This is a genomic window from Escherichia sp. MOD1-EC7011 (assembly GCF_002965005.1).
GTDB classification, from domain to species: Bacteria; Pseudomonadota; Gammaproteobacteria; order Enterobacterales; family Enterobacteriaceae; genus Escherichia; species Escherichia ruysiae.
In genome coordinates this window covers 23,154-47,319 of the sequence record NZ_PTRD01000050.1, presented here as the reverse complement: position 1 = coordinate 47,319, position 24,166 = coordinate 23,154, and the positions used below count along the sequence as shown (strand labels likewise).

16 protein-coding genes are annotated in these 24,166 nt (G+C 46.9%); 12 read left to right on the top strand and 4 right to left on the bottom strand.

The features are described 5' to 3' along the window. From A7098_RS21985 to bcsC, 5 genes are all read left to right on the top strand, one after another. A partial coding sequence (locus A7098_RS21985) for an EAL domain-containing protein (RefSeq protein WP_157943562.1) occupies positions 1–1,138 on the top strand: 1,138 nt, incomplete at its 5' end. A 4-nt stretch (positions 1,139–1,142) separates the two neighbouring features. After that, positions 1,143–2,483, top strand: coding sequence for a GGDEF domain-containing protein (locus A7098_RS21980; RefSeq protein ID WP_105281415.1), 1,341 nt, complete (start codon positions 1,143–1,145; stop codon positions 2,481–2,483). 84 nt (positions 2,484–2,567) lie between these two features. Further along, entirely contained in the window at positions 2,568–4,682 is a 2,115-nt protein-coding gene (gene bcsA / locus A7098_RS21975) for a UDP-forming cellulose synthase catalytic subunit (RefSeq protein WP_105281414.1), read from the top strand. A gap of 44 nt (positions 4,683–4,726) precedes the next feature. Then, positions 4,727–7,048 (top strand): cellulose biosynthesis cyclic di-GMP-binding regulatory protein BcsB, encoded by a 2,322-nt coding sequence (gene bcsB, locus A7098_RS21970; protein ID WP_105281413.1) that lies wholly within the window; start codon positions 4,727–4,729, stop codon positions 7,046–7,048. 112 nt (positions 7,049–7,160) lie between these two features. Beyond that, a complete protein-coding gene (gene bcsC / locus A7098_RS21965) occupies positions 7,161–10,268 on the top strand; it encodes a cellulose synthase complex outer membrane protein BcsC (protein ID WP_105281412.1) in 3,108 nt (1,035 codons plus the stop codon). A 122-nt stretch (positions 10,269–10,390) separates the two neighbouring features. On the opposite strand, the gene pflA is transcribed toward bcsC, so the two are convergent. From pflA to ycaO, 4 genes are all read right to left on the bottom strand, one after another. After that, positions 10,391–11,131 carry a pyruvate formate lyase 1-activating protein gene (gene pflA, locus A7098_RS21960; RefSeq protein WP_000111043.1) on the bottom strand — a complete coding sequence of 247 codons (741 nt, stop codon included), beginning with the start codon at positions 11,129–11,131 and terminating at the stop codon, positions 10,391–10,393. A gap of 191 nt (positions 11,132–11,322) precedes the next feature. Next, positions 11,323–13,605, bottom strand: a complete 2,283-nt coding sequence (gene pflB, locus A7098_RS21955; protein WP_001292822.1) for a formate C-acetyltransferase — start codon at positions 13,603–13,605, stop codon at positions 11,323–11,325. A 54-nt stretch (positions 13,606–13,659) separates the two neighbouring features. After that, positions 13,660–14,517, bottom strand: a complete 858-nt coding sequence (gene focA / locus A7098_RS21950) for a formate transporter FocA (protein ID WP_105281411.1) — start codon at positions 14,515–14,517, stop codon at positions 13,660–13,662. A gap of 405 nt (positions 14,518–14,922) precedes the next feature. Beyond that, positions 14,923–16,683: a 30S ribosomal protein S12 methylthiotransferase accessory factor YcaO gene (gene ycaO, locus A7098_RS21945; protein WP_105281410.1), complete on the bottom strand. Its 1,761-nt coding sequence runs from the start codon at positions 16,681–16,683 to the stop codon at positions 14,923–14,925. Between the two features lie 129 nt (positions 16,684–16,812). Here ycaO and A7098_RS21940 point away from each other — a divergent pair, with 129 nt between their 5' ends. The 7 genes from A7098_RS21940 (at position 16,813) to ihfB (ending at position 24,162) form a co-directional block, all read left to right on the top strand. After that, positions 16,813–17,505 (top strand): DUF421 domain-containing protein, encoded by a 693-nt coding sequence (locus A7098_RS21940; protein WP_000642857.1) that lies wholly within the window; start codon positions 16,813–16,815, stop codon positions 17,503–17,505. A 197-nt stretch (positions 17,506–17,702) separates the two neighbouring features. Then, positions 17,703–18,791: a 3-phosphoserine/phosphohydroxythreonine transaminase gene (serC, locus tag A7098_RS21935; protein ID WP_000057144.1), complete on the top strand. Its 1,089-nt coding sequence runs from the start codon at positions 17,703–17,705 to the stop codon at positions 18,789–18,791. A 70-nt stretch (positions 18,792–18,861) separates the two neighbouring features. Next, entirely contained in the window at positions 18,862–20,145 is a 1,284-nt protein-coding gene (gene aroA, locus A7098_RS21930; protein ID WP_085460584.1) for a 3-phosphoshikimate 1-carboxyvinyltransferase, read from the top strand. A gap of 168 nt (positions 20,146–20,313) precedes the next feature. After that, on the top strand, positions 20,314–21,078 hold the full coding sequence (gene ycaL / locus A7098_RS21925) for a metallopeptidase YcaL (RefSeq protein WP_010344473.1): 765 nt from the start codon (positions 20,314–20,316) through the stop codon (positions 21,076–21,078). A 172-nt stretch (positions 21,079–21,250) separates the two neighbouring features. After that, positions 21,251–21,934 (top strand): (d)CMP kinase, encoded by a 684-nt coding sequence (cmk, locus tag A7098_RS21920; protein WP_000125014.1) that lies wholly within the window; start codon positions 21,251–21,253, stop codon positions 21,932–21,934. Positions 21,935–22,044: 110 nt separating this feature from the next. Beyond that, positions 22,045–23,718 (top strand): 30S ribosomal protein S1, encoded by a 1,674-nt coding sequence (gene rpsA / locus A7098_RS21915; protein ID WP_000140327.1) that lies wholly within the window; start codon positions 22,045–22,047, stop codon positions 23,716–23,718. 159 nt (positions 23,719–23,877) lie between these two features. Further along, the gene (gene ihfB, locus A7098_RS21910) at positions 23,878–24,162 is read left to right on the top strand and encodes an integration host factor subunit beta (protein ID WP_000167328.1); all 285 of its coding nucleotides are present in this window, start codon (positions 23,878–23,880) and stop codon (positions 24,160–24,162) included. The last annotated feature ends 4 nt before the right edge of the window (positions 24,163–24,166 follow it).

The window sequence follows — 24,166 nt, the reverse complement described above, 5'->3', positions numbered from 1 at the left end:
GTTTGTTGAAGCGGTATATGGAAGTCAGAAATTTCATGAGATTTTTAATGATATAAAATCTAAGATATCACAAAAATATTCAAAATATTGTGATATCGTAAAAATCTCAACTGAAACATACTTGTTGCTATGTCACACTGATTGCGAAGAGTTCATCGAAAAATTATCGGTTTTAAACTTTCCTGAACATATATTTTGCATAAGAAATATATATATCCACAAGATTGCCATTTGCGAAAATTTTTCAGGGGAAAATGTATCGATTTATGAAAGGAAACTGAAACTGGCATTAACAGCTATGCGGGAAAATAAAGAATCTGAATTTATTTTTTATGATGACATCAAAGTCCATGAACTTGATCAAAAGGTCTGGGTGGCAGGAAATATAAAAAAAGCGATTGCGAGTAATGAGCTTTATTTAGTATATCAACCGATTGTTGATATGGATAATAATAGGGTTGTAGGCGCGGAGGCGTTATGTCGCTGGTTGTCCTGCGAAAATGGGGTAATACCGCCATCAATTTTTGTACCTGTTGCTGAAGAAATAGGATTAATTAAAGAACTGGGTGATTTTGTTCTCGAAACAGCTATTAGCGAATTTGGGGTGTTTAGTTGTGAATATGAGGTTGCTAACGATTTTCTCCTGCATATCAATGTTTCTCCCTGGCAATTAAATGAATTTGACTTCCACACTCGTGTTCTTACTTTAATTAATGCATTTGGTGTAAATGCTGAACAAATCTGCCTGGAGATCACCGAATCAGCAGTAAAAGATATAAATGATAGCTTTTACAATAATATAAATATTTTAAAAGAAAATGGTATCAAGATTTCCCTTGATGATTTCGGAAGTGGATTAGCTGACCTGAAAAAACTTTATAAAGTAAGACCTGATAGCATTAAAATTGATTCAGAGTTTACCTCTGGTATTTTCGATGAAACTAACAAAGTTGTATATTTTATATCCAGTCTTGCTCGTGAAGAAAATATGCCGGTAATAGCTGAAGGTGTTGAAACTGAAAATCAGGCTAGAGAGTTACAAAAATTAGGATTTTCTCATGTTCAGGGATACTTATACCAGAAACCGTTACCGTTTTCAGAATGGCATATAGACAACAAACCGAAAAAAAGAAAATAAAGCAATGTTCAAATATAAAAAAAAGGCGGCAGTGATCTGTTTTTTGTATTTTTTGTGCGTCGCTGTAGTAACTTGTTATTTATACACCATTTATGTTAAAGGCCGCATTAATTCGGTGAAGGTATCTATTGTAGATAGTGGGCTTGCAATAGCTAATGTTTCTGAGTATCGCCGCTCAGTATCTAATCATATATTTTATGAACTTGAGGTTTCGCCAGAAGAGTTGTTAAAAAAAATACGCAATAGCTTTGCTGGCTATGAAAACCCTGGATATTTGTATGATCTCGGTCCTTATATGATTAGCGATGGTAAATGTATCAAAGTTACAACGAAAGGGGATAATTTTTGTGACGACATAGTTTCCTCTATTCGGGTAATTAATGAATTTGAAAGAGGCATTATTAGCTTAAAAAATAAGTGCTATGTTTATTATGCTCATCCCATTGCAAAACGTACAAGTTTGATATCAGTGGTAGATCCTGAACGTTATTTATCTTTGATAAGAAATCAATCAGGGGAACGAGAAGATATCTATGTATCATTTTATGATATTAATGATAATGAAAAGAAAATCGCAGGTGATGATTTTTTGATAAATGATGCAGTATTTGAGATGTCAGCTATCACTCTGTCGTATTCTTATCTTCCAGAAATGATGTTTATTGTTGCCTATAAAAAAAGTAAATATCTATATATATGTGCGTTTTTCGTTTTCGCATCGGCAATATCTGCAGTCATAATGTATGTTTATTATGTTAAATTATTGCGTGATATTATAAATAAGGGTAGATTGGAAAAAGAATCTATATTGTCGAATCATCAATATGATTTACGTGGAGAAAATCTATTCTTTAATACGGAAGAGATTAATGCAATTCGAGAGATATATGACTTTGGCACTTGTGATGCATTAACCAGGGCTTCTGGTCGCCGGAGTTTTGATAAAGAAATCAAGATACTGAGAAAAAGTTTTGGCTACCTGTGTCTATTTGATGTGGATAAATTTAAAACCATTAATGATAAGTTTGGTCATTTATTTGGTGATGAAGTACTCATCAAACTTGTTAATATCATTAAAGAAGAGTTACCCCGTCGTGAAGGGGAAATATACCGGTTTGGCGGTGATGAGTTTGCTATTATTTATTATGAGAAAGATAAAAATAAGCTATCAAGAATTTTGCACAGAGTTGTTCATTTCGCCATTGGTGGGTTAAATTGTAGTTGCAGTATAGGTGTTGCCAGCACAGATGAGTGCATGAATAACATTGAACGTTTGAAATTGCTGGCAGATGAACGGTTATATAAAAGTAAGCAAAATGGCCGAGCACAGATAACGTGGTGTTGATATTTTAATTTGCATGGCATTGGTCATCGATGTTTACAAAAATCACACAGTTCAAGTTATATTATTAATGAATCGTTAAGTGCAATGCTCATAAAAAATAAAGTAATATTAAACAAAATCCTTTTGGTTGTTGCTATACTGCTATGTTTTGTTTTTTTATCAATTGTTGAACAGCCCCTTGGATTTTATCAACAAACATTATTTTCAATTATTATTTGTATCGCTGCTATCTTCCTTAATTTTCTCAAAGGAAGGATGATTACTCTGATTCTAATGGGTGTTGGAATACTCATATCATCCCGATATCTATGGTGGCGTTACTCTTCTTCAGTAATCCTGGATGAATTTCCAGACTGTTTATTTTCAGTCACGCTATTAGTTGCTGAGACGTATGCATGGTTTGTTTTATTACTTGGTTACTTTCAGGTTTGCTTCCCGCTGAACCGAGAAAGTATACCCTTACCAGAGAATAAAGAAGAATGGCCCGTTGTTGATATATTAATCCCCACATATAACGAACCCTTTACAGTCGTGAAGAATACAGTTTATGGTGCGTTGGCCTTAGACTGGCCAACGGATAAACTAAATATCTGGCTCCTTGATGATGGAGCCAGGGACGAGTTCAGGAAATTCGCGAACGAGTCAGGAATTTACTATGTCGCAAGAGAAACACATGAACATGCTAAGGCCGGAAATATAAATAATGCGCTTAAAATAGCTAATGGCGAATTTGTTGCTATTTTCGATTGCGATCATATACCCTCAGTTTCTTTTTTAAAGAAAACGATGGGCTGGTTTATCGCCGATAAAAAATTATCTATGTTGCAAACACCACATCATTTTTTTTCCCCCGATCCTTTTGAGCGAAATTTGGGACAGTTCCGGCAAAAGCCAAATGAAGGACACCTTTTTTATGGATTAATCCAGAATGGTACGGATACATGGAATGCTTCATTTTTTTGTGGTTCATGTGCAATCATCCGTAGATCTGCTCTGGATGAGGTTGGAGGCATTGCAGTCGAAACAGTAACAGAAGATGCGCATACGTCGTTACGCTTGCATCGTGCAGGTTATAGCTCTGCGTATCTTCGCTATCCTCTGGCTGCCGGGCTAGCCACCGAAACATTGTCTGCTCATATTGGACAACGGATTCGGTGGGCTCGAGGCATGATTCAAATCTTGCGTATTGACAATCCATTATTGGGCAAGGGGCTGACATTATCACAGCGCCTTTGCTATCTCAGCAGCATGATGCATTTTTTATCAGGTGTGCCACGCCTGATTTTCTTGTTCGCACCGTTATGTCCTATTTTCTTTTCGGTCAATCTGATCGATGCATCAGTTGCAGATATTATGTCTTATGTTTTACCTTATCTATTTGTTATTATTTTAACTAATTCAAGAGTACAAGGTAAATACAGACATTCATTCTGGAATGAGATTTATGAAATGGTTCTGGCCTGGTATATTACGCTACCAACGCTTGTAGCTTTACTTGCGCCAGCAAAAGGTCGTTTTAACGTTACGGCCAAAGGGGGACTGATAAAAAATAAGTTTGTTGACTGGCGAATTTCCTATCCCTATCTTATTTTTGCTATTTTAAATGTAATCGGGCTGATAATAGGTGTTATTAATGTTTATAGTTTGCAAGGGCATATTGCCATCTTGAATTTGTTTTGTTTAATCTGGTTGTTTTATAATGCAATTATTATTGGCGCAACTTTGGCTGTTTCTATTGAACAAAAGCAGGTGCGTTTTTCTCCCCGTATTGATGTTTCTTTCAAGGGCGTTATACAACTGGATGATGGACGGCGCTATCCTTGTTCTGTTCTTGATTTTTCCGAAGGAGGATTAGGTGTAATCCTTGATAATATCTCCGACGTAAAAGATATGCTTAAAGCACAGCAATTGTCTCTTTATCTGGATGATAGCAACGGGAAATGTGATATTCCGGTAGAAATAGTTCATGCTTACAATAATAAAATTGGTCTGAAGATTATGCCAATGAGTTATGAACAAAGTGTTAATTATGTAAGGGCAACGTTTTCTCGTGATTCATTATGGCAAGAGTGGAATGATAAAATTAGACGGGACAATATTCTAAAGAGTTTTTTTGAAATATGTTTCATCTCTCTGAAAGGTTATTGCAATATGGTTTTTTATATTCTGCGGACGCTGAAAAGCAGTTCCAAAAGTTAGTTCTAATTTCTGACTGCTAATTAAATATATTGTTTGTGTTTATTATGGTTGTTGAATTTTTTAAAATGGAAAGAAAATTTTTGAGATTAAGTGCTGCGATAATTGGTTTGGGGTTATTATGTTTTTACCAGGCAAATACAGCATCGGCTATAGATACAGTAATCAGTAAGTCTTCCTCTGGAGAAGTATTACCATCTATCCAGAAGACAAATATCTCTGCTTATGCGAAAGAGTCGTCTCGCCATTTTAAACTCCCATTTACACAAATCGCACCAGCTCCAGGAAACATAGTCCTGAATGGCGTTAACCCACAGGGGCAAATTGAGTTTGGTATGCGTAGCGATGAAATAGTATCAGAAGCAAAACTAAAACTTGAATACACTCCATCACCGTCGCTGATCCCTGTCCAGTCACAGCTTAAGGTCTATCTTAATGACGAGTTGATGGGGGTATTGCCGATTACCAAAGAACAACTGGGGAAGAAAACGCTGGCGGAAATAACTCTTAACCCATTGTATTTTTCTGATTTTAATCGCTTGCGCCTCGAATTAATTAGTCACTACCAGAGCGCCTGTGAAAACCCGACCAGCAGCAATTTGTGGCTTGATATTGGACGTACCAGTGAACTTGAACTGGTATTTCAGAGACTTAATCTGAAAAATGATCTTTCATATTTTCCTGTACCGTTTTTTGACCCGCGAGATAACCGCACTAATACATTGCCGATGGTTTTTGCAGGTACTCCTGAGACTGGTTTGCAGCAGGCATCAGCTATTGTCGCTTCGTGGTTTGGTGCGCAATCTGGCTGGCGTGGTCACCGATTTCCGGTTTTCTATAACCAGTTACCGGAAAGTAATGCAGTGGTCTTTGCCACTAACAATAGACGCCCGGACTTTCTGCGCGAGCATCCGTTGGTGAATGCGCCTGTTATTAAAATGATCAGTCATCCACAAAATCCTTTTATCAAATTGCTGGTACTTTTGGGCCGCGATGACAAAGATTTATTACAGGCGGCAAAAGGCCTTGCACAGGGAAATATACTTTTTCGCGGCGATAGTGTGATCGTAAATGAAGTGACGCCGTTACTGCCGCGTAAACCTTATGATGCGCCAAACTGGGTACGCACTGACCGTCCTGTAACTTTCGCAGAGCTTAAAAATTATGAAGGGCAGTTACAGGCAAGTGGCCTGGAGTCTGCGGCAATTAATGTTTCATTTAATTTGCCACCTGATCTTTTTCTATTGCGTAATCGTGGGGTTGATATGAAGATTAACTATCGCTATACCACGCCAACGATAGGTGGTTCACGCATGGATGTCAGCCTTAATAACCAGTACCTTGAATCTTTCCGGCTAAGTCCGCAATCTGCTACCGATAGATTGTTGTTACGTTTACCGTTATTGCAAGAATTGTTGGATGGTAATAATGAAATTACCATTCCTGCGCTGACGTTAGGGGCGCTTAATCAATTGCGATTTAATTTTGAGTACATTAATACAATGCCGCGTTCTGATGCTGATAGCTGTATTATTTCCAGGCCTCTAAAAAATCATGCGGTTATTGCAGATGATTCCACTATCGATTTTTCAAAGTACCATCACTTTATCGCAATGCCAGATTTACGCGCTTTTGCCAGCTCAGGCTTTCCATTTAGCCGCATGGCCGATCTATCAGAAACGGTTGTGGTTATGCCTGAAAATCCTGGTACAACGCAAGTTGAAACATTATTAAATACCCTTGGACTGATTGGTGCTCAAACTGGATTTCCGGCAATTAATCTGACAATTACTGATGATATAGGTTCTGTCCAGGGTAAGGATTCAGATATTCTGCTTATAGGAACACTTCCGCAAGAATTTGCAGACAATCAGCAAATTAATCTGCTCATTGAGGCAACAACGAGTTGGGTAAAAAGCCCAATGCGGAACACTGATTACGCAAAAATTATGGCAGATAAAAACGATCAAAAACCTGAAATACAAACAACTATAAATTCCCCATTGCCAATGGCGGCGATAGTTGGTTTTCAGTCCCCATATCATGCCCAACGTAGCGTAATTGCTTTAATGTCCGAGGGATCACGCGGCGATACGCTACTCAACAATGCGTTAATTAATAGTACAAAACGCGGCAATATTTTTGGTTCAGTCGCGGTTATTCGCGAATCTGGCGTCAATAGTTTACAGGTTGGAGATACTTATTACGTTGGGCATCTCCCCTGGATTGAACGAGTGCAATATGTGTTAGCCAGACACCCCATTCTACTGGCAGTGCTGGCAACTCTCAGTGTGGTGCTATTGGCGTGGGTAGTATGGAGTCTGTTACGTAACATTAGTCGCCGTCGTCTGAACCCTCATCAACAGTAATTCATCATCATTTCTATTTTGCGGCTCCATTCTGTCCTGACTTTATACAGGCAGGGAGCTGCGCCCGTTCTGTTTTTAATAAAAAGTGAGTTAACACCTGATTGAGGCAGGCATGTACAAATTCACCCTAAATTTACTCACAATATCCCTTGGTTTGGCGGTAATGTCGATGGCGAAAGCCACACCAACTGCACACAAGCTGTTAATGGCGCAGATTCGGTTAGGCGAAGACATTCATCGTGAAGATCTGGTCGAACAGTCGCTTTATCGTCTTGAATTGGCGGAACCTGATAATCCAGATGTCGTTGCGGCGCGTTTTCGCTATCTGCTGCGTAAGGGGGATATTGAAGGCGCGCAAAAACAACTTGCCAGACTTTCCCTGCTCGCTCCTGATTCAAAAATATATAAAGCATCGCGCACGGCCATGCGACTTTCTTCGTCTGAGGGGCGTCAGGCACTGCAAATGGCACGCTTACAAGCTATCTCCGGGCGACATAAAGAGGCTATCGACAGTTACGACAAGCTATTTAACGGGGCACCGCCAGATATCGAAATGGCGCTGGAATACTGGGGGGCAATGACGCAAATTGCCTCCCGTCGCAACGAAGCGATTCGTCAGTTGAAAATACTTAATATTGATAATCCTGACTCTGGTGCCATATTTGGGGCGCTGGGGCAGGCGTATTCCCAGAATGGCGATCGCGCTAATGCGGTGGTGAATCTGGAAAAAGCCCTCGCGCTGGATCCGCACAGCAGCAACAACGACAAATGGAACAGTCTGCTGAAGGTGAATCGCTACTGTCTGGCGATCCAGCAGGGCGATGCTGCACTGAAAGCCAATAATCCCGACCGGGCAGAACGCCTGTTCCAGCAGGCGCGCAATGTCGATAACGCCGACAGCTATGCGGTGCTGGGGCTGGGCGATGTGGCGATGGCGCGCAAAGATTATCCCGCCGCTGAACGCTATTACCAGCAGACGCTGCGCATGGACAGCGGCAACACTAACGCCGTGCGCGGGCTGGCGAATCTTTATCGCCAGCAGTCGCCGGAAAAAGCCGAAGCATTTATCGCCTCGCTCTCTGCCAGCCAGCGGCGCAGCGTTGATGACATCGAACGCAGCCTGCAAAACACGCGTTTATCACAGCAGGCAGAGGCACTGGAAAACCAGGGCAAATGGGCGCAGGCGGCAGCACTTCAGCGCCAGCGACTGGCGCTCGATCCCGGCAGTGTGTGGATTACTTACCGGCTTTCGCAGGATCTCTGGCAGGCCGGACAACGCAGCCAGGCCGATACGTTAATGCGCAATCTGGCGCAACAGAAGCCGAACGACCCGGAGCAGGTTTACGCTTACGGACTGTATCTTTCCGGTCACGACCAGGACAGAGCCGCGCTGGCGCATATCAACAGCCTGCCGCGCGCGCAGTGGAACAGCAATATTCAGGAACTGGCAAACCGCCTGCAAAGCGATCAGGTACTGGAAACTGCCAGCCGCCTGCGTGAAAGCGGCAAAGAGGCAGAAGCGGAAGCGATGCTGCGCCAACAGCCACCGTCCACGCGCATTGACCTCACCCTGGCCGACTGGGCACAGCAGCGACGTGATGACACCGCCGCCCGCGCGGCGTATCAGAATGTCCTGACGCGGGAGCCAGCTAACGTTGATGCCATTCTTGGCCTGACGGAAGTGGATATCGCCGCCGGTGACAAAGTGGCGGCACGCAGCCAGCTGGCGAAACTGCCCGCCACCGATAATACCTCACTGAATACACAGCGGCGCGTGGCGCTGGTACAGGCGCAGCTTGGCGATACCGCAGCGGCGCAGCAGACGTTTAACAAGCTGATCCCGCAGGCAAAATCTCAGCCGCCGTCGATGGAAAGTGCGATGGTACTGCGTGATGGTGCAGGGTTTGAAGCGCAGGCGGGCGATCCGGAGCAGGCGCTGGAAACCTACAAAGACGCGATGGTCGCATCCGGTGTGACCACGACGCGTCCGCAGGATAACGACACCTTTACCCGTCTGACCCGTAACGATGAGAAGGACAACTGGCTGAAGCGCGGCGTGCGCAGCGATGCGGCGGATCTCTATCGCCAGCAGGATCTTAACGTCACCCTGGTGCACGACTACTGGGGATCGAGCGGCACCGGTGGCTATTCCGACCTGAAAGCGCACACCACCATGTTGCAGGTGGATGCACCGTATTCCGACGGACGGATGTTCTTTCGCAGTGATTTCGTCAATATCAATGTCGGCAGTTTTTCCGCCGACGCCGAGGGTAAATGGGATAACAACTGGGGCACCTGTACATTACAGGACTGTAGTGGCAACCGCAGCCAGTCGGACTCCGGTGCCAGCGTGGCGGTCGGCTGGCGAAATGACGTCTGGAGCTGGGATATCGGTACCACGCCGATGGGCTTCAACGTGGTGGATGTGGTCGGCGGCATCAGTTACAGCGATGATATCGGGCCGCTTGGTTACACCGTTAACGCCCACCGTCGGCCTATCTCCAGTTCTTTGCTGGCCTTTGGCGGGCAAAAAGACTCTCCGGGCAATACCGGGAAAAAATGGGGCGGCGTGCGTGCCGACGGCGTGGGGCTAAGTCTGAGCTACGATAAAGGTGAAGCAAACGGTGTCTGGGCATCGCTTAGTGGCGACCAGTTAACAGGTAAAAATGTCGAAGATAACTGGCGTGTGCGCTGGATGACGGGCTATTACTATAAGGTCATCAACCAGAACAATCGCCGCGTCACAATCGGTCTGAACAATATGATCTGGCATTACGACAAAGACCTGAGTGGGTACTCACTTGGTCAGGGCGGTTACTACAGCCCGCAGGAATACCTGTCGTTTGCCATACCGGTGATGTGGCGTGAGCGGACGGAAAACTGGTCGTGGGAGCTGGGTGCGTCTGGCTCGTGGTCGCATTCGCGCACCAAAACCATGCCGCGTTATCCGCTGATGAACCTGATCCCGACGGACTGGAAAGAGGATGCCGCCAGCCAGACCAACGACGGCGGCAGCAGTCAGGGCTTTGGCTACACGGCGCGGGCGTTACTTGAGCGTCGGGTCACGTCCAACTGGTTTGTCGGCACGGCAATCGATATCCAGCAGGCGAAAGATTATGCGCCAAGCCATTTCCTGCTCTACGTGCGGTATTCCGCCGCCGGATGGCAGGGCGACATGGATTTACCGCCGCAGCCGCTGATACCTTACGCCGACTGGTAATGAGGTAGAATCAGAAGGTTAAAACTCGGAAATTAAATCCAGTAAATCAGCGTCGAGCATGTTCTTAACGCTGATTTACTCATTACTACTAAAGGAAGGGGCCCAGGTCGAAATATGATGTTTTAGAACATCACCTTATGACCATATTGCTCAAGAATCCCTTTTACGCGCTCCATGGTTTCTTTTTTCGGTGGTTTCACACCGTCGAGTTTGTACTCTTCGCCCATCGCCACCCACTTATGTTTGCCTAACTCATGGTAGGGGAGGAGCTCGATTTTTTCGACGTTACCCATATCGCGAGTAAATTCACCGAGGCGATGAGCTGAATCGTCATCGTCAGACCAGCCAGGTACTACGACATAACGTATCCAGACTTTCACATTTTTGTTCGCCAGATATTTAGCAAACTCGAGTGTACGATGGTTGGAAACGCCCACCAGATTCTGGTGGATTTCGTCGTTCATCTGTTTGAGATCAAGCATTACCAGGTCGGTCACTTCCAGCAGTTCATCAATTACTGGATCGTAACGACGAACAAAACCGTTAGTGTCGAGACAGGTATGAATGCCTTCTTTTTTGCAGGCGCGGAACCAGTCGCGAACGAACTCGGCTTGCAGGATTGCTTCACCACCGGATGCGGTAACGCCGCCGCCGGAAGCGTTCATAAAGTGGCGATAGGTCACCACTTCCTTCATTAAATCTTCAACGGTAACTTCTTTACCGCCATGCGTATCCCAGGTGTCGCGGTTATGACAATACAGGCAGCGCATCAGGCAGCCCTGGAAAAAGGTGATAAAGCGAATACCCGGGCCGTCTACGGTTCCACAGGATTCAAAGGAGTGAATGCGACCAATAACTGACATTGCGGTGTTTCTCCAGATGTGGCCCATCTGAGGCCGTGTTGGTGCGCAGCTCGAAGGCTACGTCGAGTCTGTTTTGGCAGTTACCTTAAAGTATAGATAGCTGACAAAAAAGGCTCTCTTGCTAAAAAAGGCCCCACTTTCGTGGAGCCTTTATTGTACGCTTTTTACTGTACGATTTCAGTCAAATCTAATTACATAGACTGAGTGAAGGTACGAGTAATAACGTCCTGCTGCTGTTCTTTAGTCAGCGAGTTGAAACGTACTGCGTAGCCAGATACGCGGATGGTCAGCTGCGGATATTTTTCCGGGTTTTCCATCGCGTCGAGCAGCATTTCACGGTTCATCACGTTAACGTTCAGGTGCTGACCACCTTCGATGGACGCTTCGTGGTGGAAGTAACCATCCATCAGACCTGCCAGGTTGGTCTTACGAACTTCGTCGTCTTTACCCAGTGCGTTCGGAACGATAGAGAAGGTGTAGGAGATACCATCTTTAGCGTAGGCGAACGGCAGTTTAGCAACGGAAGTCAGAGAAGCTACAGCACCTTTCTGGTCACGACCGTGCATCGGGTTAGCACCCGGTCCGAACGGCGCGCCAGCACGACGACCGTCTGGGGTGTTACCCGTTTTCTTACCATACACAACGTTAGAAGTGATGGTCAGAACAGACTGAGTCGGGATAGCGTCACGGTAGGTGTGCAGTTTCTGAATTTTCTTCATGAAACGTTCTACCAGATCAACAGCCAGGTCATCTACACGCGGATCGTTGTTACCAAACTGCGGGTATTCGCCTTCGATTTCGAAGTCGATAGCCAGACCGTCTTCGTCACGAATCGGTTTAACTTTTGCATATTTGATTGCAGACAGGGAGTCAGCAGCAACGGACAGACCAGCGATACCACACGCCATGGTGCGGATAACGTCACGGTCGTGCAGCGCCATCAGAGAGGCTTCGTAGCTGTACTTGTCGTGCATGTAGTGGATGATGTTCAGTGCAGTGATGTACTGTTTAGCCAGCCAGTCCATGAAGTGATCCATGCGCTCCATCACTTCATCGTAGTTCAGGACGTCGCCTTTGATCGGTTCAGACTTCGGACCAACCTGCATTTTCAGTTTTTCGTCAACGCCGCCGTTGATTGCGTACAGCATGGTTTTCGCCAGGTTTGCACGCGCACCGAAGAACTGCATTTGTTTACCAACGATCATCGGGCTTACGCAGCAAGCGATAGCGTAGTCATCGTTGTTGAAGTCCGGACGCATCAGGTCATCGTTCTCATACTGCAGAGAAGAGGTGTCGATGGACACTTTAGCGGCGAATTTCTTGAAGTTCAGCGGCAGTTTTTCAGACCACAGAATGGTCATGTTCGGTTCCGGAGACGGACCCATGGTGTACAGGGTGTTCAGGAAACGGAAGCTGTTTTTGGTAACCAGGGTACGACCGTCGAGGCCCATACCACCGATAGATTCGGTTGCCCAGATCGGGTCGCCAGAGAACAGTTCATCGTACTCCGGAGTACGCAGGAAGCGAACCATACGCAGTTTCATGACCAGGTGGTCAACCATTTCCTGCGCTTCTTGTTCGGTGATCTTGCCAGCTTTCAGGTCACGTTCGATGTACACATCCAGGAAGGTGGAGGTACGACCGAAGGACATTGCAGCACCGTTCTGAGACTTAACAGCAGCCAGGTAGCCGAAGTAAGTCCACTGGATAGCTTCCTGAGCGTTGGTAGCCGGACCAGAGATGTCGTAGCCGTATTTAGCAGCCATTTCTTTCATCTGACCCAGAGCGCGGTGCTGTTCAGCGATTTCTTCGCGCAGACGGATGGTCTGTTCCAGGTTTACGCCGTTTTCCAGATCAGCCTGCAGAGAGGTGAACTGTGCCAGTTTGTCTTTCATCAGGTAGTCGATACCGTACAGCGCAACGCGACGGTAGTCACCGATGATACGACCACGGCCATAAGCATCTGGCAGGCCGGTCAGAACACCGGATTTACGGCAACGCAGGATGTCCGGAGTGTAAACGTCGAACACGCCCTGGTTGTGAGTTTTACGGTATTCAGTGAAGATTTTTTTGATCATCGGATCCAGTTCGCGGTTGTACGCTTTGCAGGAACCTTCGATCATTTTGATACCACCGAACGGGATAAGAGCACGTTTCAGCGGAGCTTCAGTCTGCAGACCAACGATTTTCTCAAGCTGCTTGTTGATGTAGCCAGCGTCGTGAGAAGTGATGGTGGAAGCAACAGCGGTGTCAAAGTCAACTGGCGCGTGAGTGCGGTTTTCCAGTTTAACGCCTTCCATTACTTTGTCCCACAGGGTGGTGGTCGCTTCAGTAGCGCCAGCCAGGAAGGACTCGTCACCCTCGTACGGAGTGTAGTTTTTCTGAATGAAGTCACGGACGTTTACTTCATTCTGCCAGTCACCTTTGGTAAAACCTTCCCAGGCTGTGGCTAACTTTTCATTAAGCTCGGACATGTAACACCTACCTTCTTAAGTGGATTTTTTATTTACTGCGTACTTCGACAACCATTAATGGTTGTCGTTTTCACGCAGGTAAATGACCCAGTATGTCAACCCAACCAACAAACCACCGCCGATAATATTACCGATCGTAACCGGAATCAGGTTATCAGTGATGAAGTTCATCACGGTCAGGTGAGAAAAATTTTCCGGTGCAGAACCGACAGCGATCCAGAATTCCGGAGATGCGAAGTCGCGGATTACAATACCCATCGGGATCATAAACATGTTTGCGATACTGTGCTCAAAACCGCTGGCAACAAACATCGCGACCGGCAGCACCATGATAAACGCTTTGTCCATCAGGCTGCGGCCAGAATAGCTCATCCATACCGCCAGGCATACCATCAGGTTAGCCAGGATACCGAGGCAGACGGCCTCAATAAAAGTATGGTGTACTTTGTGGTCGGCGGTTTGTAGGACGTTAAGTCCCCATTGACCATTGGCGGTCATATACTCGCCGGAAAGCCACATTAAAAGCACAAATAACAACGCGCCGACCAGGTTGCCAAAATAGACGTTCAGCCAGTTTTTCGCTAACTGACCCCAGGTGATGCGCCCACTCGCCTTGGCAACAACAATCAACACTGTAGAAGTAAAGAGATCGGCTCCGCAGACAACACAAAGAATCAGCCCCAGAGAGAAGCAAATGCCGCCAACCAGTTTAGCCATGCCAAAGGGCATTGTGCCTGTGCCAGTAGTTGCTGTGATATAGAAGACGAATGCGATTGAGATGAAAACACCGGCGGTAATCGCCAGATAGAAAGTCTTAAGCGGATGTTTCGTTGCTTTATAGACACCTGCCTCTTCGGCCACTTTGGCCATTGCTGCAGGAAGTAAAAGATCAAAAGGGTTGTCAGCTTTCACACTAACTCTCTCTTTATTAAGTCGGCGACGAGATACTAACAAAGCATTATAGATGAGAAATTGATATAGATCATATCTCGCCTGGCTTATAGGCCCGTAACTCGCATGGTTTTTATGCAAATACGGAGTAAATATTTGATTATCCAAATAAAAATAAATTTTAAAAATTAACAAATGAGTTGAATTTTTTCCACATCCTCCGCTAAAACAGTTAATTAAAAGGGAGCATCAGACAAATAAAGTAACAATATCGATCGTATTTACTAAATACAAATTACCGATATTTAACTTTATAATTACAATTATTTTATTAATGCAAATATATGTAAAGCGGGGCATTAAAAAAACGCCCCGTAATATAACTCAGCCGAATCATTAAGCCTACATTGCGTAGGCTATTTGATTTTATTTTGCCCAGAATGCCGCTTTGGCACGCTGCAGCTTTTCGTAGGCTTTTAACAGCGACTGATGCGCAGCAAACGCGTGTAGATCGTTATCTACCGGTTGCAGGCCATAAAACGCCGCTTCGCCACTCATTGCCGCACTGGCCGCTTCTACCGCGTCTGCGCCGTACATACGAACGAAGGCATTCAGATATTGCAGCGGCTGGCGATCTTCTTCCTGCGCCAGTAATAACAATGTTTGCAGGCAGCGATAATAGTTGGCGCGTTCCGGACTGAACACCGATGAGTTAAATTCCATCGTCCATTCAGTCCAGACCAGAGCTTGTTCCAGATCGCCGCCAGCCAGTGCCAGCATTGCTTTTAATTCACCGATACGCAGGGTATACCAACCGTTATCTGACCCGGTCGCCAGACCTAACAGCTCACGCACGCGGGTAAAGTCATCAAAACCTTCTTCATCCAGTTGCTCGATGAGGTTCAGGTAATCTTCTTTTTCCCACTCACTGCCTGGCAACGAAAGAATCGTTTCACGTAAATGGCTGCCCATACTGTTATTTGCCAGCCACAGATCTTCCGCCGGATAAATATCGGACATACCCGGCACGATAATGCGGCAAGCATAAACGCCCAGATGCTCGTAATCGGCAATATAAACTTCTTTATCCTCTTTGTTGAAGATAGCCATCAGCGTGGCAAACTCTTCTTCAGTGGTGCCAGAGAAATTCCAGTCCACAAACGGATAATCGGCATCTTGTTTGAAAAGATCCCAGGAGATCAAACCGCTGGAATCGATAAAGTGCGTTTCGAGGTTAGTATGTTCGGCGACTTCTTCATCATCGAAGGTCGGCGGAGTAAACACATCCAGATCTTTCAGGCCACGACCCTGCAGCAGCTCGGTCACGGTACGTTCCAGTGCAACGCCAAAATCAGGATGCGCGCCGAAGGAGGCAAAACAAGTGCCATTGGTCGGGTTGAACAGTACGACGCAGATCACTGGATACTGACCGCCAAGCGAGCCGTCATAAGCAAAGATTGGGAAACCTTCCGCTTCCAGTGTTTCGATCGCTTCAACTACAGCCGGATAACGTGCAAGCACCTCTGCCGGGATCTCCGGCAAGCTGATGCTTTCAGCAATAATGCGGTTTTTCACGTAGCGTTCGAAAACTTCGGACAACCCCTGAACGCGCGCCTCGTTGCGGGTATTGCCAGCGGACATACCATTGGAAACGTACAGGTTACCGATAATATTCATCGGAATATAAACGGTCTGATTGTCAGACTGGCGCGTAAACGGCAGGCCACATATACCGCGATCGTCATTACCGGATTGCAGATCAATTAGCATACTGCCGGTCAATTCATTTTCCGGGTCGTAAAATGCGCGCAGACGGTCATCAAGCAGGCCTTCCGGCACATCGTCGTTTTCGGTTAGTGGAAACCATTTTTCGTTGGGATAATGGACGAACGGACCGTTGGCGATAGTTTCGCCCAGCCAGAAATCAGCAAAAAAGTAGTTGGTTGAGAGACGCTCGAAATATTCACCCAGAGCAGAAGCCAGCGCCGCTTTTTTGGTTGCGCCTTTACCGTTGGTAAAACACAGCGCGCACTCTTTGTCGCGAATATGTACAGACCAGACGTTAGGCACCGGATTCAGCCAGGAAGCTTCTTCAATCTGAAAACCGAGGTCGGAGAGTTTTTGCTGGAAGCGAGCGATGGAATCTTCCAGGGCGGCATCTTTGCCGGGGATAAATGTTTGTGTCATGAAAATCACTTTAGTCGTACGGAAAGCGCGCAATAATACGGGTTTTATCTCAAAGGCGCTATCACCGCCGCCACGCCGGTGAACTGTTGACTATGCTTTTAGCGGATAAATTACGATAAGAGCATAAAAATGAAGGCGTTCGATCTCCACCGTATGGCATTCGATAAAGTGCCGCTGGATTTTCTTGGCGAAGTCGCTCTACGCAGTCTCTATACCTTTGTACTGGTCTTTCTGTTTCTTAAAATGACAGGTAGGCGTGGAGTGCGGCAAATGTCGCTGTTTGAAGTGTTAATCATTCTGACACTGGGGTCGGCAGCAGGGGATGTGGCGTTTTACGACGATGTGCCGATGATCCCGGTGCTTATCGTCTTCATTACCCTGGCGTTGTTATACCGCCTTGTGATGTGGCTGATGGCGCACAGTGAGAAACTAGAAGATCTGCTGGAGGGCAAGCCGGTTGTCATTATTGAAGATGGCGAACTGGCCTGGTCGAAACTCAATAACTCCAACATGACGGAATTTGAGTTTTTTATGGAGCTGCGACTGCGTGGTGTAGAACAACTGGGACAGGTACGCCTGGCTATTCTTGAAACCAACGGTGAAATCAGCGTCTATTTCTTTGAAGATGACAAGGTGAAGCCGGGGTTACTTATTTTACCCAGTGATTGTACCCAGCGTTATAAAGTGGTGCCGGAGTCGGCGGACTATGCCTGCATCCGTTGCAGTGAAATCATTCACATGAAGGCGGGTGAAAAACAATTATGTCCGCGCTGTGCAAATCCAGAATGGACGAAGGCAAGTCGGGCAAAACGAGTGACCTGACAGCAAAAATATCGGTTTTTTTCCAATAATCCGAGATTTTCTATTGTTTGACGCGTACCGCATTTTTGCTCTCAACGGTTTTACCCATTGCGATGCGTGTCACTGAATGATAAAACCGATAGCCACAGGAATAACATATTACCTGCGGTCGCAATCGATTGACCGGGGTTAATAGCAACGCAACGTGGTGAGGGGAAATGGCTCAAATCTTCAATTTTAGTTCTGGTCCGGCAATGCTACCGGCAGAGGTGCTTAAACAGGCTCAACAGGAACTGCGCGACTGGAACGGTCTTGGCACGTCGGTGATGGAAGTGAGCCACCGTGGCAAAGAATTCATTCAGGTTGCAGAGGAAGCCGAGAAGGATTTTCGCGATCTTCTTAACGTCCCCTCCAATTACAAAGTATTATTCTGTCACGGCGGCGGTCGCGGTCAGTTTGCTGCTGTACCTCTGAATATTCTTGGTGATAAAACCACCGCAGATTATGTTGATGCCGGCTACTGGGCGGCAAGCGCCATCAAAGAAGCGAAAAAATACTGCACGCCAAATGTGTTTGACGCCAAAGTGACTGTTGATGGCCTGCGCGCGGTTAAGCCAATGCGTGAATGGCAACTCTCAGATAATGCTGCTTATATGCATTACTGCCCGAATGAAACCATCGACGGTATCGCCATCGACGAAACGCCAGACTTCGGCAAAGATGTGGTGGTCGCTGCCGACTTTTCTTCAACGATTCTTTCCCGCCCGATTGATGTCAGCCGTTATGGCGTGATTTACGCTGGCGCGCAGAAAAATATCGGCCCGGCTGGCCTGACGATCGTTATTGTTCGCGAAGATTTGCTGGGTAAAGCAAATATCGCCTGCCCGTCGATTCTGGATTATTCCATCCTCAACGATAACGACTCCATGTTTAATACGCCGCCAACATTTGCCTGGTATTTATCTGGCCTGGTCTTCAAATGGCTAAAAGCGAACGGTGGTGTGGCTGCAATGGATAATATCAATCAGCAAAAAGCAGAACTGCTGTATGGCGTGATTGATAACAGCGATTTCTACCGTAATGATGTGGCGAAAGCTAACCGTTCGCGGATGAATGTGCCGTTCCAGTTAGCAGATAGTGCGCTTGACAAGCTGTTCCTCGAAGAGTCTTTTGCCGCTGGTCTTCATGCTCTGAAAGGTCACCGTGTAGTCGGCGGAATGCGCGCTTCTATTTATAACGCGATGCCGCTGGAAGGCGTTAAAGCTTTGACAGATTTCATGGTTGAGTTCGAACGTCGTCACGGCTAATGTCTAAAATTTGCTTAATCCCCACAGCCAGACTGTGGGGTTTTTATTTCGGTTGTAGAGAGTTGAGTTCATGGAATCCCTGACGTTACACCCCATCGCCCGTGTCGATGGCACTATTAATCTGCCTGGTTCCAAGAGCGTTTCTAACCGCGCTTTATTGCTGGCGGCATTAGCACACGGCAAAACAGTATTAACCAATCTGCTGGATAGCGATGATGTTCGTCATATGCTGAATGCGTTGCAGGCATTGGGAGTGAGCTATACGCTTTCTGCCGATCGTACGCGCTGCGAAATCATCGGTAACGGCGGTCCATTACATGCGGAAAATGCGCTGGAGTTGTTCCTGGGTAATGCGGGAACAGCGATGCGTCCGCTGGCGGCGGCACTTTGTCTGGGAAGCAATGATATTGTCCTGACGGGTGAGCCTCGCATGAAAGAGCGCCCGATTGGTCATCTGGTGGATGCGCTGCTCCAGGGCGGGGCGAAAATTACTTACCTGGAACAAGAGAATTACCCACCGCTGCGTTTACAGGGGGGGTTTGTGGGGGGCAACGTAGAAGTCGATGGCTCCGTTTCCAGCCAGTTCCTCACCGCACTGTTAATGACCGCGCCGCTTGCGTCGGAAGATACGGTTATTCGTATTAAAGGTGATCTGGTTTCTAAACCTTATATCGACATCACGCTCAACCTGATGAAGACGTTTGGTGTTGAAATTGAAAATCAGCACTATCAACAATTTGTCGTAAAAGGCGGGCAGTCTTATCAGTCTCCGGGTACTTATTTGGTCGAAGGCGATGCATCTTCAGCTTCTTACTTCCTGGCAGCAGCAGCAATCAAAGGCGGCACTGTAAAAGTGACCGGCATTGGACGCAACAGTATGCAGGGTGATATTCGCTTTGCTGATGTGCTGGAAAAAATGGGCGCGACCATTTGCTGGGGCGATGATTATATTTCCTGCACGCATGGTGAACTGAACGCCATCGATATGGATATGAACCATATTCCCGATGCGGCGATGACCATTGCTACAACGGCGCTTTTTGCGAAAGGCACCACTACGCTGCGCAATATTTATAACTGGCGCGTAAAAGAGACGGATCGCCTGTTTGCGATGGCAACAGAGTTGCGTAAAGTCGGTGCGGAAGTAGAAGAGGGACATGATTTCATTCGCATTACGCCGCCGGAAAAACTGAACTTTGCCGAGATAGCCACTTATAACGATCACCGCATGGCGATGTGTTTCTCGCTGGTGGCCTTGTCAGATACGCCGGTGACAATTCTTGACCCAAAATGTACGGCCAAAACATTTCCGGATTATTTCGAGCAACTGGCGCGGATTAGCCAGGCTGCCTGAATAAACGATGGGCAATAAATAGCCAAATCTTTCTTTATCAAAACGTCGACACATTGTCGGCGTTTTTTTTCGGACATTGTGAACCATTTTTATTGATGGTAGCGTTAACTGTCAATGTAAGTTGTTGATACATAATATTTATATATGATTAATCAACGGATGATTCACATGAAGAATACTAAATTACTGCTGGCGATTGCGACCTCTGCAGCATTGCTGACGGGGTGTCAGAATACGCATGGTATTAATACCGATCTGGCCATCAGTTCCGGTTTAAATGCCTATAAAGCTGTAACGTTAAGCGATGCCGATGCAAAAGCGATTGCCAATCAGGGCTGTGCCGAAATGGACAGCGGCAATCAAGTCGCAAGTAAATCCAGCAAGTACGGTAAACGTCTGGCAAAAATCGCTAAAGCATTGGGTAACAATATTAACGGCACGCCGGTCAACTATAAGGTTTATATGACCAGCGACGTCAACGCATGGGCGATGGCGAACGGCTGTGTTCGTGTCTACAGTGGCCTGATGGACATGATGAACGACAACGAAATTGAAGGGGTTCTGGGCCATGAACTGGGCCACGTCGCATTGGGACACTCGCTGGCTGAAATGAAAGCCTCTTATGCGATTGTTGCCGCACGTGATGCGATTTCCGCCACCAGCGGTGTTGCTTCCCAGCTTTCCCGTTCACAATTAGGTGATATCGCAGAAGGCGCTATTAATGCTAAATACTCCCGCGATAAAGAGTCTGAAGCAGATGATTTCTCCTTTGATCTGCTGAAGAAACGTGGCATCAGCACCCAGGGACTGGTCGGTAGCTTTGAAAAACTGGCCAGCCTGGATGGCGGTCGTACCCAGTCCATGTTTGACTCTCACCCACCATCAACAGAGCGTGCGCAACACATCCGTGATCGTATCGCCTCTGGTAAGTAAATCATTGTCATCTTTCGGGCTGGTCTTCTGCCAGCCCGCTATAATTGCGCAATAAATCCCCATCTGAATACAGACAAAACTGGTTTTTGCACACAGCGTTAACGATTTGTGGCGTCGGCGCGTATAATGCGCGCGGTTATGTTAACGGTACGCCTGTTTTAAGGAGATAAAGATGACGGCAATTGCCCCGGTTATTACCATTGATGGCCCAAGCGGTGCAGGGAAAGGCACCTTGTGTAAGGCTATGGCGGAAGCGTTGCAATGGCATCTGCTGGACTCGGGTGCAATTTATCGCGTACTGGCGCTGGCGGCATTACATCACCATGTTGATGTGGCGTCAGAAGACGCTCTGGTGCCGCTGGCATCCCACCTGGATGTACGTTTTGTGTCAACCAATGGCAATCTGGAAGTGATCCTCGAAGGGGAAGATGTCAGCGGTGAAATTCGTACTCAGGAAGTGGCGAATGCCGCTTCACAAGTCGCGGCATTCCCACGCGTTCGTGAAGCATTATTGCGTCGCCAACGTGCGTTTCGCGAATTGCCTGGCCTGATTGCCGATGGCCGCGACATGGGAACAGTGGTATTCCCTGATGCGCCAGTGAAAATATTCCTTGACGCCTCTTCGGAAGAACGTGCGCATCGCCGAATGCTACAGTTGCAGGAGAAGGGCTTTAGTGTTAACTTTGAACGCCTTTTGGCCGAGATCAAAGAACGCGATGACCGCGATCGTAACCGAGCGGTAGCGCCACTGGTTCCGGCAGCCGATGCTTTAGTGTTGGATTCCACCACCTTAAGCATTGAGCAAGTAATTGAAAAAGCGTTACACTACGCGCGCCAAAAATTGGCTCTCGCATAAGCGACCGAATTTGCAGTACCCCCGTTGCAATGGAATGACAGCGGGTATGTTAAACAACCCCATCCGGCACGGAGCCAGGTGGACGTTAAATATAAACCTGAAGATTAAACATGACTGAATCTTTTGCTCAACTCTTTGAAGAGTCCTTAAAAGAAATCGAAACCCGCCCGGGTTCTATCGTTCGTGGCGTTGTTGTTGCTATCGACAAAGACGTAGTACTGGTTGACGCTGGTCTGAAATCTGAGTCTGCCATCCCGGCTGAGCAGTTCAAAAACGCCCAGGGCGAGCTGGAAATCCAGGTAGGTGACGAAGTTGACGTTGCTCTGGACGCAGTAGAAGACGGCTTCGGTGAAACTCTGCTGTCCCGTGAGAAAGCTAAACGTCACGAAGCCTGGATCACGCTGGAAAAAGCTTACGAAGATGCTGAAACTGTTACCGGTGTTATCAACGGCAAAGTTAAGGGCGGCTTCACTGTTGAGCTGAACGGTATTCGTGCGTTCCTGCCTGGTTCTCTGGTAGACGTTCGTCCGGTGCGTGACACTCTGCACCTGGAAGGCAAAGAGCTTGAATTCAAAGTAATCAAGCTGGATCAGAAGCGCAACAACGTTGTTGTTTCTCGTCGTGCCGTTATCGAATCCGAAAACAGCGCAGAGCGCGATCAGCTGCTGGAAAACCTGCAGGAAGGCATGGAAGTTAAAGGTATCGTTAAGAACCTCACTGACTACGGTGCATTCGTTGATCTGGGCGGCGTTGACGGCCTGCTGCACATCACTGACATGGCCTGGAAACGCGTTAAGCATCCGAGCGAAATCGTCAACGTGGGCGACGAAATCACTGTTAAAGTGCTGAAGTTCGACCGCGAACGTACCCGTGTATCCCTGGGCCTGAAACAGCTGGGCGAAGATCCGTGGGTAGCTATCGCTAAACGTTATCCGGAAGGTACTAAACTGACTGGTCGCGTGACCAACCTGACCGACTACGGCTGCTTCGTTGAAATCGAAGAAGGCGTTGAAGGCCTGGTACACGTTTCCGAAATGGATTGGACCAACAAAAACATCCACCCGTCCAAAGTTGTTAACGTTGGCGATGTAGTGGAAGTTATGGTTCTGGATATCGACGAAGAACGTCGTCGTATCTCCTTGGGTCTGAAACAGTGCAAAGCTAACCCGTGGCAGCAGTTCGCGGAAACCCACAACAAGGGCGACCGTGTTGAAGGTAAAATCAAGTCTATCACTGACTTCGGTATCTTCATCGGCCTGGACGGCGGCATCGACGGCCTGGTTCACCTGTCTGACATCTCCTGGAACGTTGCAGGCGAAGAAGCAGTTCGTGAATACAAAAAAGGCGACGAAATCGCTGCAGTTGTTCTGCAAGTTGACGCAGAACGTGAACGTATCTCCCTGGGCGTTAAACAGCTCGCAGAAGATCCGTTCAACAACTGGGTTGCTCTGAACAAGAAAGGCGCTATCGTAACTGGTAAAGTAACTGCAGTTGACGCTAAAGGCGCAACCGTAGAACTGGCTGACGGCGTTGAAGGTTACCTGCGTGCTTCTGAAGCATCCCGTGACCGCGTTGAAGACGCTACCCTGGTTCTGAGCGTTGGCGACGAAGTTGAAGCTAAATTCACCGGCGTTGATCGTAAAAACCGCGCAATCAGCCTGTCTGTTCGTGCGAAAGACGAAGCTGACGAGAAAGATGCAATCGCAACTGTTAACAAACAGGAAGATGCAAACTTCTCCAACAACGCAATGGCTGAAGCTTTCAAAGCAGCTAAAGGCGAGTAATTCTCTGACTCTTCGGGATTTTTATTCCGAAGTTTGTTGAGTTTACTTGACAGATTGCAGGTTTCGTCCTGTAATCAAGCACTAAGGGCGGCTACGGCCGCCCTTAATCAATGCAGCAACAGCAGCCGCTTAATTTGCCTTTAAGGAACCGGAGGAATCATGACCAAGTCAGAATTGATAGAAAGACTTGCCAACCAGCAATCGCACATTCCCGCTAAGACGGTTGAAGATGCAGTAAAAGAGATGCTGGAGCATATGGCCTCGACTCTTGCGCAGGGCGAGCGTATTGAAATCCGCGGTTTCGGCAGTTTCTCTTTGCACTACCGCGCACCACGTACCGGACGTAATCCGAAGACTGGCGATAAAGTAGAACTGGAAGGAAAATACGTTCCTCACTTTAAACCAGGAAAAGAACTGCGCGATCGCGCCAATATTTACGGTTAAGTTT